This is a genomic window from Microbacterium elymi, assembly GCF_021582895.2.
Classification (GTDB): domain Bacteria; phylum Actinomycetota; class Actinomycetes; order Actinomycetales; family Microbacteriaceae; genus Microbacterium; species Microbacterium humicola.
Genome location: NZ_CP091139.2, coordinates 2,203,152 through 2,218,635 on the forward strand (window position 1 = coordinate 2,203,152; position 15,484 = coordinate 2,218,635).

Genomic DNA, 15,484 nt, shown 5'->3' on the forward strand with positions numbered 1-15,484 from the left:
GTTACCCTGGGGTGGACACCAACCGTGAGGAGAGACCTGATGCGGGGAAAAGTCGGACTTGTGATCGGACTGGCTGCGGGATATGTCCTGGGCGCGCGGGCAGGTCGTGAGCGCTACGAGCAGATCAAGGAACAGGCCGAGCGGGTCTGGGAGCTTCCCGCGGTGCAGAAGCAGGTGGATCGGGCCAAGGACTTCGGCAAGTCCGCCGTGATGGCGCTGCCGAACGCGCTGTGGGACGGCGCGGTCAAGGTGACGCGCGCGGCGAGCTCGCGCGGCACGGCGGGTGAGCGGGTGGATGCCGCGGTCCGCGCCGGCACGCGGTCGGGCGACGACGTCGCCCGGGCCGCCCAGACGACGGCGGACGAGGTCAAGGACGCGCTCCGCGACCGCGATGGGAGCTGAGATGACCACTCCACGCGGCTTCCGCGACCGCGCCGATGACGGGTTCCTGACCCTTCTGGGCGATCTGCCCGAGTTGATCCGCAACCTCGTTGTCGCCGAGATCGACGCAAGCCAAGGCGTGGGTCGCGAAGACCGCGAAGGATGCCGGGTTCGGCGCGGGATGGATGGTCGTCGCGCTGTTCTTCCTGTTCTGGTCGGTTCCCGTGTTCGGCACGTTCCTGATCGCCGGCCTGTCGTCGTGGTGGCCGGTCTGGCTGTCGGCGATCGTCGTGTTCGGGATCATGATCGTGATCACCGCGGTGTTCGCCCTGCTCGGCCTGCTGCGGTTCCGCCGGCTCACCAGGCGCGAGAATCCGGGCCAGGCCGTCGCCCGTGACGTGAAGATCGTGAAGGATGTGGCCGATGAGTTCTGAGACCGACGTCCCGGTGCCGCGCACGGCGGTGTCCCTCGGGATCGACGACCCCGTCGAACGCGCGCGCGCCGAGTTGAAGGCGGCGCTGGCGGCGATCGAAGAGAAGGCGAATGTGCCCAAGCGCATCTCGCGCGCCGCCGAGCGCGGCGCGGCCGATGCCCGGACCTTCGCCCGGAAGAACCCGGCGATGGCGGTGGTCGCTGTGGCCGGGGTCGCCACGGCGGTGGGACTGACCGTGTGGGGTCTGGTCCGGCTCTACACCCGCTGAGATCCGGCGGCCCGCACGGCCTGTGCCGGACGCTCCGGGAGGCGCTCAGGTAGGAGCACGGCCCGGGCGGGGGTATGCTCGGTGGCTAGGCAGTGGCAATGGTGCGAGTGCTGCCGACGGCGCGAACCCGAAACGCGCAGATGCGCGCCGGGGTCGAATGCGCCTGTCGGTTGCTCGAACACGGGGCGGCCGACGTCATTATCCGTGAGCCGACCCTGAACACCACATGATGAACACAGCCCACCCGCATACCGGCGCCATCGTCGCCAAGCCCCTGACCGGATGGCGCGTCCTCGTGCCCCGCGGGGGCCCGTGGGGCGACGGCGTCGCCGCCACGCTGCGTGCGCAGGGGGCTGTTCCGGTCGTGGCGCCGCTGATCAACTTCGCCCCGACCGAGGATCTCGCCGGGCTCGAGCAGGCGCTCGCCGACCTCGGCGACGGCCGGTTCGACTGGCTCACCCTGACCAGTGCCACCACCGTGGACGTGCTGTACGCGTACCGCGCGGTGATCCCTGCCTCCACGCGGGTCGCGGCGGTGGGCGAGACCACGGCGGCGGCGCTGCAGGCGGTGGGCTACCGGGTCGACCTGGTGCCGGAGAAGGACAACTCGGCTGCCGGGATGGCCGACGAGATGATCGCGCTCGAGCCCGACCCCAAGCGCATCCTCACCCTCCGCAGCGAGATCGCCAAGCCGGTGCTGACCAAGCGGCTGATCGCCGCCGGTCACGATGTGCGCTCGGTCGTGGCCTACCGCACGGTCGGGGTGCCGGTGACCGAGCGCATCGCGCGGGACGTCGCCAACGGCCGGATCAACGCGATCCTGGTCACCAGCGGCTCGGTCGCCCAGCAGGTGCGCGAGCAGTTCGCCGACATCCCGGACGAGACGGTGATCGCCGCGATCGGACCGCGCACCGCGAAGGACGCCCGCCGGGTCGGGCTCACCGTCGACGTGGTCGCCCCTCGGCAGACCGTGGACGACCTGATCGACGCCGTCTCGTCGCTGCCGCTGCCCCATGCCAGCGACGAATTCCACCTCTGAGCGGCTGCCCGTGACATCCGCCCGCGTCGTGGTCCTGGCCGGCGGCGTGGGCGGCGCGAAGTTCCTGCTCGGCGTCCGCGCGGCGCTCGCGTCCACGAGCGCCGATCCCGCCACCGCCGTCGTGAACACCGGCGACGACCTGTGGCTGTCCGGCGTGCGCCTGCAGCCGGACGTCGACTCGATCCTCTACGCGCTGGCCGGGCAGAACGACACCGCCCGCGGCTGGGGTCGGTCCGGCGACACCGAGCGGGTGAACGCCGAACTGCAGGAGTGGGGCGCCGGATGGCCCTGGTTCACGCTCGGCGACCTCGACCTGGGCACCCACCTGGCGCGCACCGGCTGGCTGCGCGACGGGATGTCGGTGACACAGGTCGTCCAGCAGCTGTCGCGTCGCTGGCCGCTGGGCGTGCGGATGCTGCCGATGACCGACAGCGAGGTCGACACGCACGTCCTGCTGGCGGACGGGCGGCGGATGCACTTCCAGGAGTGGTGGACGCGGCACCGCGCCGCCCTCGCCCCGCGGGCGTTCGAGAATCCCGGGATCGACCGGGCCACACCGGCCCCGGGCGTGCGCGAGGCGATCGCCGCGGCCGACGTCGTGGTGCTCGCGCCGTCGAACCCGGTCGTCTCGATCGGGCCGATCCTGGCGGTCCCGGGCCTGCGCGACGCCCTGCGGGCCACCCGCGCCCGCGTGGTCGGGGTCTCGGGCATCATCGGCGGACGCGTCGTCCGCGGCATGGCCGACGTGTGCCTGACGGCGATCGGCGTGGACACCCGCACCGATGCCGTCGCCGCGCACTACGGCGCGCGCGCCGACGGAGGGCTGCTGGACGCCTGGGTCATGGCCGAGGAGGACGCCGCCCTCGCCCCGGCGGTCTCGGCCCTCGGCATCCGCGCGGTCGTCGCGCCGCTGTGGATGACGGACGTCGAGGCGTCCGCCGCGATCGCGACGGCCGCGCTGAACGCGTGACGACCGTCACCGGGCGACGTCGCGCCGCACCGAAACCCGCCGGCCGGGGAATGGCGCGTGCGGCATCGCGTTGTCGTTCGATAGATCTCGAACTGTGGGGGAGTCCATTGTGAGCGTCACCCGCTCTGAAGCCGAGGCGCGCACGGCCGCATCGGCACGCACCGGCGTCCTCGGCAACCGCTTCGGATTCGTGCTGGCCATCGCCGCGCAGATCCTGATGCTGGCCGGTGCCAGTGCGCCCTCGCCCTTCTACCCGGTGCTGGCCGACCGCATCGGCTTCGGCACGTCCGTGATCGGCACGGTGTTCGCCGTCTACGCGGTCACCCTGCTGCTGACCCTGCTGACGGCGGGCTCGCTGTCCGACTACATCGGGCGGCGCCCGGTGGCGATCGCCGGCTTCGTCGTCCTGGCCGGCAGCATGGTGCTGTTCTGGCATGCCGACAGTGTGACGATGCTGGTCCTCGCCCGCGCCGTGCAAGGTCTGGCCAGCGGGCTGCTCATCTCGGCGCTGTCGGCGACCGCACTCGACTTCGCCCCCGCGCACCGCCCCGGTCTCGCCGCCCTGTGGAACGCACTCGCACCGGGCATCGGCCTCGCACTCGGAGCGCTCGTCTCCGGGATCGCGCTCGAGGTGGCAGACGCCGCGCTCGCCGACGTGTTCTTGTCGCTGACGGCGACCTACCTCGTGGTGGCGGCGCTGTTCGCCACCGTGCCCGAGACGTCGCCGGGCCGCACCGGCGCGTGGGCGTCGCTGCGGTTCCGGCTGTCGGTGCCCGCCGCGATCCGGGCCGACTTCTGGCGGTCGGCGCCGGCGATCGTCGCCGGCTGGGCGACCGGCGGGCTGTTCTTGTCGCTCGGCGCGAACATCGTGCGCCAGGAGCCGGGTGGGACGACCCACCTCTGGCAGGCCCTGCCCGTCGTGGTGCTGGCCGGTGTCGGAGCGCTGGCGGCCTTCCTGCTGCGTCGGCGCGCGCCGCGCACGTCGCTGATCGTCGGCACGGCCGCGCTGGCCGCCGGCACGACCCTGTCGCTGGTCGCGCTCGCGTTCGGATCGCTCTGGTTCTACCTGGGCGCCGTCGCCGTCACGGGCACGGGGTTCGGCACGGCGTTCTCCGGTGTGCTCGGGTCTCTGACGCCCCGCATCCCGGCCGCCGAACGCGCCGACACGTTCGCGGTCATCTTCCTGCTCGCGTATCTGTCGTTCGGTGTGCCGTCGGTGCTCGCGGGAATGCTCGTGCCCGTGGCCGGCCTGAGCGCCGTGTGCGTCGGCTACGGCGTGGTCGTCATCCTGCTGGCGGTGACGGCGCTCGTGCTGCGCGTCCGCCGTCCGGATTAGAGTTCCGCCGCGTCTCGGCGTCCCGTGAACACGGTCGCGGTGCGCGGCCCGAGCCCGAGACCGGCCGCCGACTCGAGCTGATCGACGGTGTCGATGTCGCGACGCAGTGAGGCGGCGGCATCCATCACGACGCACCCGAGCGCCACATGCCGTGCGAGCGAGCCCTCGCCGAAGGCCGACTCCCACGCCACCCCCGCGCGCGCCGTGACCAGCGTCGAGCCGGTGGCCTCGGCATCCGGCACCACCGCACGATCGACGGATGCCGCGGCCCGCAGCGCGGCGGCCAGGTCCGTGCCGCGCAGGGCGGGCAGGTCGCCCAGCAGTGCGGCCCGGTGCGCGTTCGGCAGGGCGGCCGCGGCCGCAGTGATGCCGGCCGCGATCGCGGCGTTCAGGCCGCGCCGCTCGCCCTCGGGCACGACCGTGGCACCCAGGGCACGGGCGGCCGCGCCGATGTCGGCGTCGTCGGTCACCACCCACACCGCGCATACCCCGCAGGCGGCTGCGATCGTGTCCAGCGCGATCGCGCGGGCAAGCGCCGCACGGTCCCGGCCGGCCGCGGACAGCCGTGACTTGCCGTGTGCGGCGTGCTTGACCGGGATGACGACGGTCCACCCCGTGCAGAACTCCGGAGTCCTCTCAGTGTTATCGTGCACATCTCCCCCGGGGCACCGTGTTCACGTCAACACTCCGGAGTTCTGCACGCGCGCCCGACTCACGACCGGTACTTCGCGCGCAGGCGCGGCAGGATCTCGGCGCCGTACATCCGCAGGAACTCCTCCTGGTTGGCGCCCGGGTCATGGAAGACCAGGTGCCGGAAGCCGAGCTCGATGTACCGGCCGATCTGCTCGACGTGCTCGTCCGGGTCGGTGGAGACGATGAACCGCGAAGCGACCCGCTCGATCGGCAGTTCGGCGGCCAGCCGCTGCATCTCGATCGGGTCGTGCACGTCCCGCTTCTCCTCCGGCGACAGCGCCAGCGGCGCCCAGAACCGGGTCTTCTCCAGCGCGGTGTCACGGTCGGGGTGGTACGAGACCTTGACCTCCATCAGCGTGTCGACGTCGGCGGCCGCCCGGCCCGCCTTGCCCAGGCCGTCGTGCAGGGCGGGCAGCAGTGTGTCGGTGTACAGCGCGGGATCCTTGCCGCTCGTGGTGATGTAGCCGTCGGCGATCCGCCCGGCCAGCCGGGTGGCGGCAGGTCCCGAGGCGCCGATGTAGATCGGCACCTCGTGCTCCGGGCGGTCGTAGACCGTGGCATCCGTCACCTGCCAGAACGTGCCGTCGAAGCTGACCCGCTCGCCCGCCCACAGGGCGCGGATCAGCGTGATCGCCTCCTTCAGCCGCTGGAAGCGCTCGGGCGGGTCGGGCCAGTCCAGCCCCAGGGTCACCTCGTTCAGCGCCTCGCCGGTGCCGACGCCGAGGATCACCCGGTCGGGGTAGAGGACGCCGAGCGTCGCAAACGCCTGCGCGATCACAGCGGGGTGGTAGCGGAACGTGGGGGTCAGCACCGAGGTGCCGATCAGCACCCGCGAGGTTCGTGCGCCCAGCGCCCCGAGCCACGGCAGGGCGGCGGGGGCGTGCCCGCCCTCGTGCATCCACGGCTGGAAGTGGTCGGAGAGGAAGACCGAGTCGAACCCCATCTCCTCGGCGAGCACGCCGAACCGCAGCAGCTCGGTCGGACCGAACTGCTCGCTGGAGGCCTTGTAGCCGAATCGCAGTGTCATCATGCGCCTTTCTCCACCGGGACGGGCAGGAACTCGGAACCGGATGCCGCGGCCAGCCGCGCCCGGAAGGCGTCGACCGTGCCCGGCCAGAGCAGGGTGAGGCGCCCGGACCGCTCGTCGACGTACCAGTTGCGGCATCCGCCGGCCAGCCAGGGGGTGGATGCCGCTGCGCGGTCGATCTCGGCGGTGTAGGCGGTCTCGGCGTCGGGGTCCACCCGCAGCACGCCCCGCCGGTTCGCGAGCGTGCGGGCCGTGTACCCGGCCTGGGCCTCCATCATCAGCACCGACGAGTTGTGGCCGAGCGATGCGTTGGGCCCGTCGAGCACGAACAGATTGGGGAAGCCGGCGACCACGGTCGAGCCGAACGAGGTCATGCCGCGGTCCCAGTGCTCGGCGAGCGTGCCGGCCTCGCCGTGCACCAGCTCGGCGTACGGCTGGCGGGTCGACTGGAACCCGGTGGCCAGCACCAGCACGTCCACGTCGTGCCGGGCGCCGGACGCGGAGACGAGCGTGCGGCCGGCGACGGCGGCGAGGGCCGACGGCTCCAGTCGTACCGCGCCGGAGGCCAGCGCCGGGTAGAACGTGTCCGACAGCAGCGACCCGCTTGCAAGCCGAACGCGTAGTCCGGGGTCAGGACCGCGCGCAGGGCGGGGTCGGCCACCTGGGTGTGCAGATGGGTCAGCGCGACGGCGCGGGCGGCGGCCGCGGCATCCGCATCGCCGGAACGCGACGCATACCGCGCCTCGCCCTCGCGGTAGAGCTCGTCGCGCAGCCGGGCCAGCGCGTCGGGATGCGCGGCGAACGTCGCCTGCTCGGCGGGGGTGTAGGGACGGTCCTCACGCGGGACGATCCAGGCCGGCGTGCGCTGGAACAGGGTCACGTCGGCGGTGCGGGCCAGCTGCGGCACCAGCTGGACGGCCGAGGCGCCGGTGCCGATCACGCCGACGCGCGCGCCGTCGAGCGCGGCCCGGTGATCCCACCGGGCCGAGTGGAACATCGGCCCGGGGAAGGACTCCAGCCCCGGGATGTCGGGGATCCGCGGCTCGGTGAGCCGGCCGCATGCGAGGACCAGGGCGTCGGCGGTGAGCTTGCCCGGGCGGGCGCCGCCGGTGCGGATGCGCCAGGCGCCGGCATCCCATCGCGCGTCCAGCATCGGGGTCTCCAGCCAGGGCGCGATGCGCTCGGCGGCGGCCACGTGCTCGAGGTAGGCGCGGATCTCGTCGCCGCGCGCGAACACCCCCGACCAGCGGGGATTCGGGTGACCGGCGAACCCGTACAGGTGGCTGGGCACGTCGCACGCGACCCCCGGATAGGTGTTGTCGCGCCAGGTGCCGCCGAGGGATGCCGCCCGCTCGAGCACGACGACGTCCTCGATGCCCTGCGCGCGCAGCGCCATGACCGCGGCCAGGCCCGCGAAGCCGGCCCCGACGACCACCACCTCGGCGTGCGTCATCGGGTCGCCTCGCGGTAGTCCGTGGTCCGGCGGCGGAACGGCCGGAACAGGTGCGCGGCCAGGGCCGCGGCATCCGCCACCGGCAGCTCGCTGCCGTGCTCGACGCCCGCCTGCGGGAGGACGCGCCCGTCCAGCAGGGCGCCGCCGAGGTCGTCGCCGCCGGACTGCAGCAGGGTGCGCGCGGCGTCCCGCCCGACCCGCGGCCACGGGACCTGGATGTGCGGGATGCTGCCGCTGAGCAGCAGCCGCGACACGGCGACCATCGCCCGGTGCTCGTCGATCGGCGCACGGCCGGGCACCAGCGGCACGCCGCCGGCCCCGTGCGGTGCGGCGGCGGGCGGTGCGGCCCCGTGCGGGGTGGCCCCGTGCGGTGCGGCGGCGGGCGGTGCGGCGGCGGGCGGCAGCGGGATCGGGACGAACTCGGCGAAGCCACCGGTCTCATCCTGGATGCGGCGCAGGCATCCGCAGGTGGGCGATGCGCTCCGCGGCGGTCTCGACGTGCCCGTAGAACAGCACGCTCGTCGACGGCAGGCCGGCGCGGTGGGCGGCCGTGATCGCCTCGACCCATCGGTCGATCTCGAGGTCGCCGGGCGCGACCAGGCCGCGCACCCGTTCGCTGAGCACCTTGACCCCGGTGCCGGGCACGCTGCCGACGCCGGCGTCGCGCAACGCGTGCAGGGCCGCGTCCAGCCCGAGGCCGGAGCGTTCGGCGAAGTCCCACACGTCCTGCGGCCGGTACGCGTGCAGGTGCAGGCGCGGGGCCGCCCGCCGGGCGGCGCGGACGATGTCGAGGTAGCTCGCCGGGTCCGCGGCATCCGGCACCCGCCCCTGGATGCACAGCTCGGTGGCACCCAGCTCCCACGCGTCGGCGGCGATCGCGCCCACCTCGTCGAGGGTGAACGTCGCCGGGTCGGCGTCGGGCGCGGACCGGAACCCGGTCGTGGTGAGATTGCGGTTCACGACGAGGCTGACCGCCTCGCCCACCGTGTACCGGCGGACGTCGTCCGCGGTCGCGGTGAGGGCATCCAGGTCGGCGCCGGTCGCGGTCAGCAGGGCCGCCCACTGTGCGTCGTCGAGGGCGAGCGGGTCCGACGCCGCGGTCTCGGCGAGGCGGGGCACCTCGTCGAGCCGTGCAGAACTCCGGAGAGCCGCGCCGATTCGGGCCGATTCCGGCGTGGCGGGCGCCGCAGCGCGCGATCCTCCGGAGTTCTGCACGCGATCGGCTCGCGTGCCGGCGGCGGCAGCGAGGGCGGGGAGGGCGGATGCCGCGGCGGATTCCGCCCGCGCCAGCCCGGTCTGCTCGTCGGCCAGCGCCGCGACGGCGTCGTGCGAGCTCCGGGTCGATCCAGGCGTCAGCATCCCGCACGTACTCGGGGTGCGCGGTGAGCCGCTCGCGCAGCGCGAAGCCGAGCTCGGCGGTGCGGGCGGCGAGCTTGTCCAGCGCCGGCCAGGGGCGCTCCGGGTTGACGTGGTCGGCGGTCAGCGGCGAGACACCGCCCCAGTCGTCGGCGCCCGCGCGGACCAGCAGGGCGAGCTCGGCGGCATCCGACAGGTTCGGCGGCACCTGGATCCGCATGTGCGGCCCCATCACCAGCCGGGCCACCGCGATGGCGGCGAGGTACTCGCGCAGGCTCGGCATCGGGGGCGCCCCGCATCGCGGTGCCCGGCTTGGCGCGGAAGTTCTGCACGATCACCTCCTGCACGTGCCCGTGGCGCTCGTGCAGCTCGCGCAGCGCGATGAGCGACTCGGCGCGGTCCTGCAGCGTCTCGCCGATGCCGACGAGGATGCCTGTGGTGAACGGGATCCCGGCGGCTCCGGCATCCTCGATCACCTGCAGTCGCACCGCCGGATCCTTGTCGGGCGAGCCGTAGTGGACCTGGCCCGGTTCGGCGAACAGCCGCCGCGAGGTCGTCTCGAGCATCATGCCCATGGAGGGGGCCGTGGGGCGCAAGCACGTCGAGCTCGGCGCGCGACATCACGCCGGGGTTCAGGTGTGCGAGCATCCCGGTCTCGGCCGTGATCAGCCGTGCGATGGCGCCGACGTACTCGAGCGTGGACGCGTAGCCGTGCTCGTCGAGCCAGGCGCGGGCTTCGGGCCACCGGTCCTCGGGCCGGTCGCCGAGCGTGATCAGCGCTTCCTTGCAGCCCTTCGCCTGCGCCTGCCGCACGACGTGCAGCACCTGCTCGGGCGACATGTAGGCCGGCTTGTGCAGCTTCGCCAGCTGACCCGGCGTGTCCACGAAGACGCAGTAGTGGCAGCGGTCGCGACACAGCGTCGTCAGCGGGACGAACGCCTTGCGCGAGTAGGTGATGACCCCGAGTCGCCCGGCTTGCGGCGAGGCCCTCGTCACGGACGGATGCCGCCAGCTCGAGCAGTCGCTCGAAGTCGGTGCCGTCCACCCGCAGGAGGGATTCGGCCTGGTCTGCGTCCAACCGCGCGCCCGCCGCCGCGGCCGCGAGGGCCGACGCGGGTGCGGGCAGGTCGCGCGCGGGAGCGGGCTCGATCAGCGTCACCGTCCCAGTCTCGCACCGCCGCGCCTCGCCCCCTCCCCTTGCGTCGAAATCGTACGATTTGGCCCAGTGCACATCAATCTCGGCCAGGTTTCATGTGCAGTCGGCCAGATCGTACGATTTCGGGGAGGGATTGTTGCCGCACTGTGAGCGAAACGGCCCGTCGGCCGGCGGGAACGCTGGCACACTGGAGACATGGTGACCCTGCTGCTGGACGCGACGCAGCTCGAGGTCGTGCTCTCGGCGACCGAGCACCTGCTCGCATTCCGCAAGCAGAATGTGGCGCTCGAGCGCTCGCAGATCGTGAAGGTGCAGCTCACCGACGACGCCTGGACCTGGCTGCGCGGTGTGCCCGACCCGGGGACCTACATCCCCTCCGCCGCGGCGATGGGCACCTGGAAATCCGCCGGCGGCCGCGACTTCGCGGTCATCCGGCGCCGCCGGCCGAGTGTCGTGATCGATCTCGAGGGCAACGACGAGTTCCAGCGGGTGATCCTGACCACGCGCCACGGACTGGCCCTCGTGAAGGCCCTGCGGATGGATGCCGGGGACGAACTCGCCGACGTCACCGAGATGACCGCGAAGCCCGCGCGAAAGCCGCGGGCGGGCAAGCCGCGCCCGGCGCAGGCCTGAGCCGCAAGCCGCCGCCGCTGCCGCAAGCCGCAAGCCGCAGCCTCAGCTGACGTCGCGTCGCCAGCTGGCGTAGTTGCCGATCACGATCAGGACCACCGCGTAGGCGAGCAGCACGATGCCGCCGGCCCACCACTCCAGCTGGGCCGCGCCGGTGGACTGGCCCATCGATGTGTAGATGCTCTGCCCGACGAGCGCATCGCTGGCCGCCCCCGGCAGGAACTGGGTGACCTTGTCGAGGCCCTTCACGAACGCGGCGGCGACTCGGCCGATCGGCTCGATGAACTGGGTGAACGCCAGCACGATCACCACGGCGGCGACCTGGTTGCGCACCAGCGCACCCACACCGATGCCGATGAGCACCCACAGCGCGAACGCGAGCACGATCCGCCCGAACATCGCCCATGTGTCGGACGAGGCGAGGTCGGTGTCCAGCCCGAAACCGGCGAGGAACCCGGCCGCCGGGCCGGCGGCCGCGATGATCGCGAGCACGGCGTAGACCGCGCCGATCCCGACGCCGACGACCGCCTTCGCCCAGAGTACGGTGCCCCGGCGCGGGGTGGCCAGGAACGTGGGGGTCAGCGTCTTGTGCCGGAACTCCGCCGTCACCATCAGCGTGCCGATCAGCAGTGGGAACACGTATCCCACCGACGCCGCGATGCTGTACAGGACGCCGGCCACGCCGTCGGCCGGCACCTGGGGGCCGTTGCCCTCGCCGGGCAGCGCGCCGGTCGCGGACGCCGAGAACACGAAGCCGAGACCGGCCGCGGTCATCCCGACGTACACCACGAGCACGAGGGCGAGGATCCACCACATCACCGTCGTGAACAGCTTGGTCGTCTCCGACCGTGCCGAGGTGGCAAGGCTCATGACCGGTCACCTTCCTCGTCGTCGCCGGGTTCAGGATCGGATACCTCGGGATCGTCGGGATGCTCGGGTTCGGACGCCGCAGGTTCGGCTGTCTCTTCGGGTTCGGATGCTGCGGCCTCCGACCCCTCGTCGGCTGCGGCGGTGGCCTCGAGCCCTGCCTCGGACGCCACAGCCCCCTCGGCGGAGCCGTCGAACGCGTGGAAGAAGTCGTCCGCGGCGAGGTCGGCCTGGGTCTTCTCCTCGTGCCGCCAGTCGTCCTCCGGAAGCGCGTCCGGCTCGCCGGCGACGACGTCCTCCTCGGCGACGACGTCCTCCTCGGCGACGACGTCGCCCTCCGCCTCCTCCGGCGGAATGATGTCGATCACGCCGGTGGCCGCGACCGCGAAGGCGGGAGTCGTGGTGGCCGGCTCTTCACCGGAGTCCGATGAGCCGCTCTCGACCTCGTCGGTGGCGTCGGCCGGGCTGTCGGGCTCGGCGTCCTCGCCGTCCGCCAGCGCCATGGCCGCCGCATCCTCGGCACCTGCCTGGTCGCCCTCGGCCGTGACGTCAGGCTTCCCCGCCTGCTCAGCTTCGGCCGCCTGTTCAGCTTCGGCCGCCTCGGCCTCGGCCTGGGCCGCCTCATCGACAGTCGCCTCGGCCCGCGCCGCCTCATCCACAGTCGGCTCGGTCTCGGCATCGTCGTCCGCACTGGCCGCAACGCCCAGGGCGCCCGCGGCCACAGCACCCGCCGCGCCCACGGCACCCGCCGCACCCGCACCCGCAGCATCCGTCCCGGCCGCGCCCTGCCCCGACCCGTGCACGCGCAAGCCCGTTGACCAGGTCGAAGAAGACCTCCTCCAACGCCGGTCCGCGCCGCTCGGCAGCGACAGCGACACCCCCGCGTCCGCGGCGAGCCGGCCGACCGTGGTCGGGTCGGTGCCGCGGATGGTCAGGCCGGTGCGGAGCACCTCGAACGGGATGTCGGCGGCCGTCAGCGCCGCCGTCAGCTTGCGCGCGGTCGGGGGCATCCACGACCGTGGCGTGCTCGGACGGATCGGAGAGGTCCTCCAGACCGCCGGCGAACACCAGCCGGCCGCGCGAGATGATCAGCAGCCGATCGACGGTCTGCTGCACCTCGGCGAGCAGGTGCGACGAGACCAGCACGGTGCGTCCCTGGTGGGCGAGCTCGCGCAGCAGGCCGCGCATCCAGGTGATGCCCTCGGGGTCCAGGCCGTTCGACGGCTCGTCCAGGACGAGCACTCCCGGGTCGCCCAGCAGCGCCCCGGCGAGCCCGAGTCGCTGACGCATCCCCAGCGAATACCCGCCGATCTTGCGCCCGGCGACATCCGCCAGGCCCACCGTGCCCAGGGCGTCGTCGACCCGCGCAAGCCGGAAGCCCGGCGGCCTGCGCATACGCCTTCAGATGGTTCGCCGCGGACCGGCCCGGGTGGAAGCTGGATGCCTCGAGCACGGCGCCGACGGTCTGCAGCGGATGCCGGAGCTTCTCATACGGCACGCCGCCGACGGTCGCCGTCCCGGCGGAGGGCTGCACCAGCCCGAGCAGGATGCGCAGGGTGGTCGTCTTGCCCGCCCCGTTCGGCCCGAGGAATCCGGTGACCGCGCCCGGCTCGACCCGGGCCGAGAACCCGTCGACGGCGAGGACCGCACCGAATCGCTTGGAGAGCCCCGCGAATTCCAGCACCTGACCTTCGGGCATGCCGAACCTCTCGTCGTCGCGGGCAGTACCTCCCTATCTTGTCGGAAAACCGCTCTCGCGTCCTCCCCTGATTCGCACGGAGCGGCCCCGGCCGCCTGCGGGTGCCGACCATGCAGCGGGTAACGTGGCGACCGTGACCGAGTCGCCCAGGACCGAACCCCCGTCCGCACCCGAGCCCGCACCCACGGCCGAGCCCACCGTCCTCGTCCGCTCCCGCGGCGGGCTCGGACGGATCACGCTCAACCGCCCGCGCGCGATCAACGCGCTCGACCTCGAGATGATCGGGCAGATCGCCCGGGCCCTGGACGAATGGGAGCACGACCCGGATGTCGAGCTCGTCGTGCTCGACGGCGCCGGCGACCGCGGACTGTGCGCCGGCGGCGACGTGCGCAGCCTGTACGACCAGATCCGTGCCGGCCGCGCCGACGACACCGCCGCCTTCTTCCGCGCCGAGTATGCGCTGAACGACCGCATCGCCGAGTACCCCAAGACGATCGTCGCGCTCGCCGACGGGATCACGATGGGCGGCGGCATCGGCCTGGCCGGGCACGCCGCGATCCGCGTGGTCACCGAGCGGTCGAAGCTGGCGATGCCCGAGACCCGCATCGGGTTCACCCCGGACGTCGGCGGCACCTGGCGTGCTCGGTCGCGCCCCCGGGCGCATCGGCGAATACCTCGGGCTGACCGGAGCGACGATGGATGCTGCGGGCGCGATCTACGCCGGCTTCGCCGACCACTTCGTCCCCAGCGACCGCCTGGACGCCCTGCGTGAGGCGCTCGAGACCCGCGCCGACCCGCCCTCCCCGACGGGGATCGTGCTCCTGTTCGACGAGACGCCCGCGCCGTCCCGGCTCGAGGCGGCGCGCGCCTGGATCGACGACGCGTTCTCGGCCGACACCGTCGCCGAGATCGGGCGACGCCTCCGTGCGCGGCCCGAGCCGGAGGCATCCGCCGCCGCCGACACCATGGACCAGCTCTCGCCGACGGGCATGGCCATCACGCTCGAGGCGGTGCGCCGCGCCCGCGAGCTGCCGGACCTGCGCGCCGATCTCGCCCAGGAGTACGGCCTGGTGATGTGGTTCGGCGCCACCCAGCCCGACCTGGTCGAGGGGATCCGCGCGCAGCTGGTCGACAAGGACCGCGACCCGAAGTGGACGCCCGCCGACCCGGACGCGGTCACGGCCGAGACCGTGGCATCCGCCTTCGCCCACACGCCGCCCCTGCCGCTCTGGAGCTGACCGGTGTTCGACAGTCCGCTGTCCGCATCGGCGTACGAGGTGCTGCAGGTCGCCCCGACGGCGGACGACGAGGCGCTGCGCAAGGCGTACCGTCTGCGACTGCGGCAGACCCACCCCGACACCGGAGGCGATGCCGCGATGTTCATCCAGGTGCAGCGCGCGTGGGAGCTGGTCGGCAGTGCCGCCGCCCGCGCCGCCTACGACCGTGGGCACGGCTTCGGGCAGGATCCCGTGCATCCGGACGCTGCGGCGCAGTGGAGCGGATGGCGCGCCCCCGCGCCGCGCACCGACACGCGTCCCCGCGCCCGGTCGCAGGGCAAGCCGGGCGGCCGGCGGCGGGAGCAGTATCTGGGGCTCATCCGGGAGTGGGCCGGCCGCGGCGTCGAGCTGCCCGACCCGTACGACCCCGCCCTCGTGCGCCGCGCCCCGCTCCAGATCCGGCGTCTGCTGGCCGACGCGCTCGCCGAGGAGGCCACCGCGCGGATCGTCGCCGACCTGGGCATGGGCTACACCGTGTGGCACGACGTGGCCGCCGGGCGGCATCCGGATGAGAAGATCGACCACATCGTGCTCGCGCCGTCCGGGCTCTACGGCATCCTGTCCGAGGACGTCGGCGGCCCGGTGCACGTGCGCCGCGGCGAGCTGGTGGGGGATGCCGTGGCCGGCACTCCGATCGCGGATCTGATCGCCGGCATCCGCACCGTCTCACGCGCCGCCCGCGTCCGGTTCGGCGCGGCGATCGTGGTGGTGCCCGACGACGATGTGGTGCACCCGATCGACGAGCTGGGCAAGGTCCGCGGGATGCGCACGGTGGTGTGCGCGCGCAGCGCGCTGCCGCGCCTGCTGCGGCTGGGGGTCACCGGCGCGCGAGAGATCGGCGGCAACGAGATCTTCGACGTGCGCACCCGCCTGAATCAGACCGTCCGCTTCGCCTGAG

17 protein-coding genes and 4 pseudogenes are annotated in these 15,484 nt (G+C 73.2%); 9 read left to right on the top strand and 12 right to left on the bottom strand.

Translation table 11 applies throughout. The features are described from left to right. The first annotated feature begins 39 nt into the window (after positions 1-39). The 6 genes from L2X98_RS11940 (at position 40) to L2X98_RS11965 (ending at position 4,428) form a co-directional block, all read left to right on the top strand. Positions 40-402 carry a hypothetical protein gene (locus L2X98_RS11940; RefSeq protein WP_259611040.1) on the top strand — a complete coding sequence of 121 codons (363 nt, stop codon included), beginning with the start codon at positions 40-42 and terminating at the stop codon, positions 400-402. Positions 403-491: 89 nt separating this feature from the next. After that, a complete protein-coding gene (locus L2X98_RS11945; RefSeq protein ID WP_354002760.1) occupies positions 492-815 on the top strand; it encodes a phage holin family protein in 324 nt (107 codons plus the stop codon). Beyond that, a complete protein-coding gene (locus L2X98_RS11950; RefSeq protein WP_259611041.1) occupies positions 805-1,083 on the top strand; it encodes a hypothetical protein in 279 nt (92 codons plus the stop codon). Before L2X98_RS11945 ends, L2X98_RS11950 begins: the two co-directional genes overlap by 11 nt. A 229-nt stretch (positions 1,084-1,312) precedes the next feature. After that, positions 1,313-2,122, top strand: coding sequence for a uroporphyrinogen-III synthase (locus tag L2X98_RS11955; RefSeq protein ID WP_435526279.1), 810 nt, complete (start codon positions 1,313-1,315; stop codon positions 2,120-2,122). A gap of 10 nt (positions 2,123-2,132) precedes the next feature. Next, complete coding sequence (cofD, locus tag L2X98_RS11960; protein ID WP_259611043.1) at positions 2,133-3,092, top strand: 2-phospho-L-lactate transferase; 960 nt, start codon at positions 2,133-2,135, stop codon at positions 3,090-3,092. A 109-nt stretch (positions 3,093-3,201) separates the two neighbouring features. Continuing rightward, positions 3,202-4,428, top strand: coding sequence for an MFS transporter (locus L2X98_RS11965; protein WP_259611044.1), 1,227 nt, complete (start codon positions 3,202-3,204; stop codon positions 4,426-4,428). On the opposite strand, the gene cofC is transcribed toward L2X98_RS11965, so the two are convergent. The 8 genes and pseudogenes from cofC to L2X98_RS21085 all read right to left on the bottom strand — a co-directional run. Then, entirely contained in the window at positions 4,425-5,081 is a 657-nt protein-coding gene (gene cofC, locus L2X98_RS11970) for a 2-phospho-L-lactate guanylyltransferase (protein WP_259611045.1), read from the bottom strand. The two genes, L2X98_RS11965 and cofC, sit on opposite strands and share 4 nt — an antisense overlap. Positions 5,082-5,140: 59 nt before the next feature. After that, the gene (fgd, locus tag L2X98_RS11975; protein WP_259613304.1) at positions 5,141-6,148 is read right to left on the bottom strand and encodes a glucose-6-phosphate dehydrogenase (coenzyme-F420); all 1,008 of its coding nucleotides are present in this window, start codon (positions 6,146-6,148) and stop codon (positions 5,141-5,143) included. Next, positions 6,148-6,567: an alpha-lytic protease prodomain-containing protein gene (locus L2X98_RS11980; RefSeq protein ID WP_259611046.1), complete on the bottom strand. Its 420-nt coding sequence runs from the start codon at positions 6,565-6,567 to the stop codon at positions 6,148-6,150. Before L2X98_RS11980 ends, fgd begins: the two co-directional genes overlap by 1 nt. After that, a complete protein-coding gene (locus L2X98_RS11985; protein ID WP_259611047.1) occupies positions 6,519-7,601 on the bottom strand; it encodes a flavin-containing monooxygenase in 1,083 nt (360 codons plus the stop codon). Before L2X98_RS11985 ends, L2X98_RS11980 begins: the two co-directional genes overlap by 49 nt. Continuing rightward, positions 7,598-7,909, bottom strand: a complete 312-nt coding sequence (locus L2X98_RS21070) for a hypothetical protein (RefSeq protein WP_354002761.1) — start codon at positions 7,907-7,909, stop codon at positions 7,598-7,600. Before L2X98_RS21070 ends, L2X98_RS11985 begins: the two co-directional genes overlap by 4 nt. A 130-nt stretch (positions 7,910-8,039) precedes the next feature. After that, on the bottom strand, positions 8,040-8,960 hold the full coding sequence (locus tag L2X98_RS21075) for a radical SAM protein (protein ID WP_354002762.1): 921 nt from the start codon (positions 8,958-8,960) through the stop codon (positions 8,040-8,042). Further along, positions 8,954-9,532, bottom strand: a complete 579-nt coding sequence (locus L2X98_RS21080; RefSeq protein WP_354003091.1) for a hypothetical protein — start codon at positions 9,530-9,532, stop codon at positions 8,954-8,956. Before L2X98_RS21080 ends, L2X98_RS21075 begins: the two co-directional genes overlap by 7 nt. Before the next feature lie 187 nt (positions 9,533-9,719). Next, positions 9,720-9,953 (bottom strand): annotated as a pseudogene (locus L2X98_RS21085) (hypothetical protein); the annotation flags it as partial. 355 nt (positions 9,954-10,308) lie between these two features. Between L2X98_RS21085 and L2X98_RS11995 the strand changes: the two are divergent. Continuing rightward, on the top strand, positions 10,309-10,746 hold the full coding sequence (locus tag L2X98_RS11995) for a hypothetical protein (protein ID WP_259611048.1): 438 nt from the start codon (positions 10,309-10,311) through the stop codon (positions 10,744-10,746). A 42-nt stretch (positions 10,747-10,788) separates the two neighbouring features. On the opposite strand, the gene L2X98_RS12000 is transcribed toward L2X98_RS11995, so the two are convergent. The 4 genes and pseudogenes from L2X98_RS12000 to L2X98_RS19475 all read right to left on the bottom strand — a co-directional run. After that, positions 10,789-11,613: an ABC transporter permease gene (locus L2X98_RS12000; RefSeq protein WP_259611049.1), complete on the bottom strand. Its 825-nt coding sequence runs from the start codon at positions 11,611-11,613 to the stop codon at positions 10,789-10,791. Further along, on the bottom strand, positions 11,610-12,620 hold the full coding sequence (locus tag L2X98_RS12005; protein WP_259611050.1) for a hypothetical protein: 1,011 nt from the start codon (positions 12,618-12,620) through the stop codon (positions 11,610-11,612). Before L2X98_RS12005 ends, L2X98_RS12000 begins: the two co-directional genes overlap by 4 nt. 175 nt (positions 12,621-12,795) lie before the next feature. Beyond that, positions 12,796-13,005, bottom strand: a pseudogene (locus L2X98_RS19470) (ATP-binding cassette domain-containing protein); the annotation flags it as partial. Positions 13,006-13,060: 55 nt separating this feature from the next. Further along, positions 13,061-13,309: pseudogene (locus tag L2X98_RS19475) on the bottom strand (ATP-binding cassette domain-containing protein); the annotation flags it as partial. 232 nt (positions 13,310-13,541) lie between these two features. On the opposite strand from L2X98_RS19475, the pseudogene L2X98_RS12015 reads away from it, so the two are divergent. After that, positions 13,542-14,547: pseudogene (locus tag L2X98_RS12015) on the top strand (enoyl-CoA hydratase/isomerase family protein). A 3-nt stretch (positions 14,548-14,550) separates the two neighbouring features. After that, positions 14,551-15,483 carry a J domain-containing protein gene (locus tag L2X98_RS12020; protein WP_259611052.1) on the top strand — a complete coding sequence of 311 codons (933 nt, stop codon included), beginning with the start codon at positions 14,551-14,553 and terminating at the stop codon, positions 15,481-15,483. Position 15,484 lies beyond the last annotated feature (1 nt).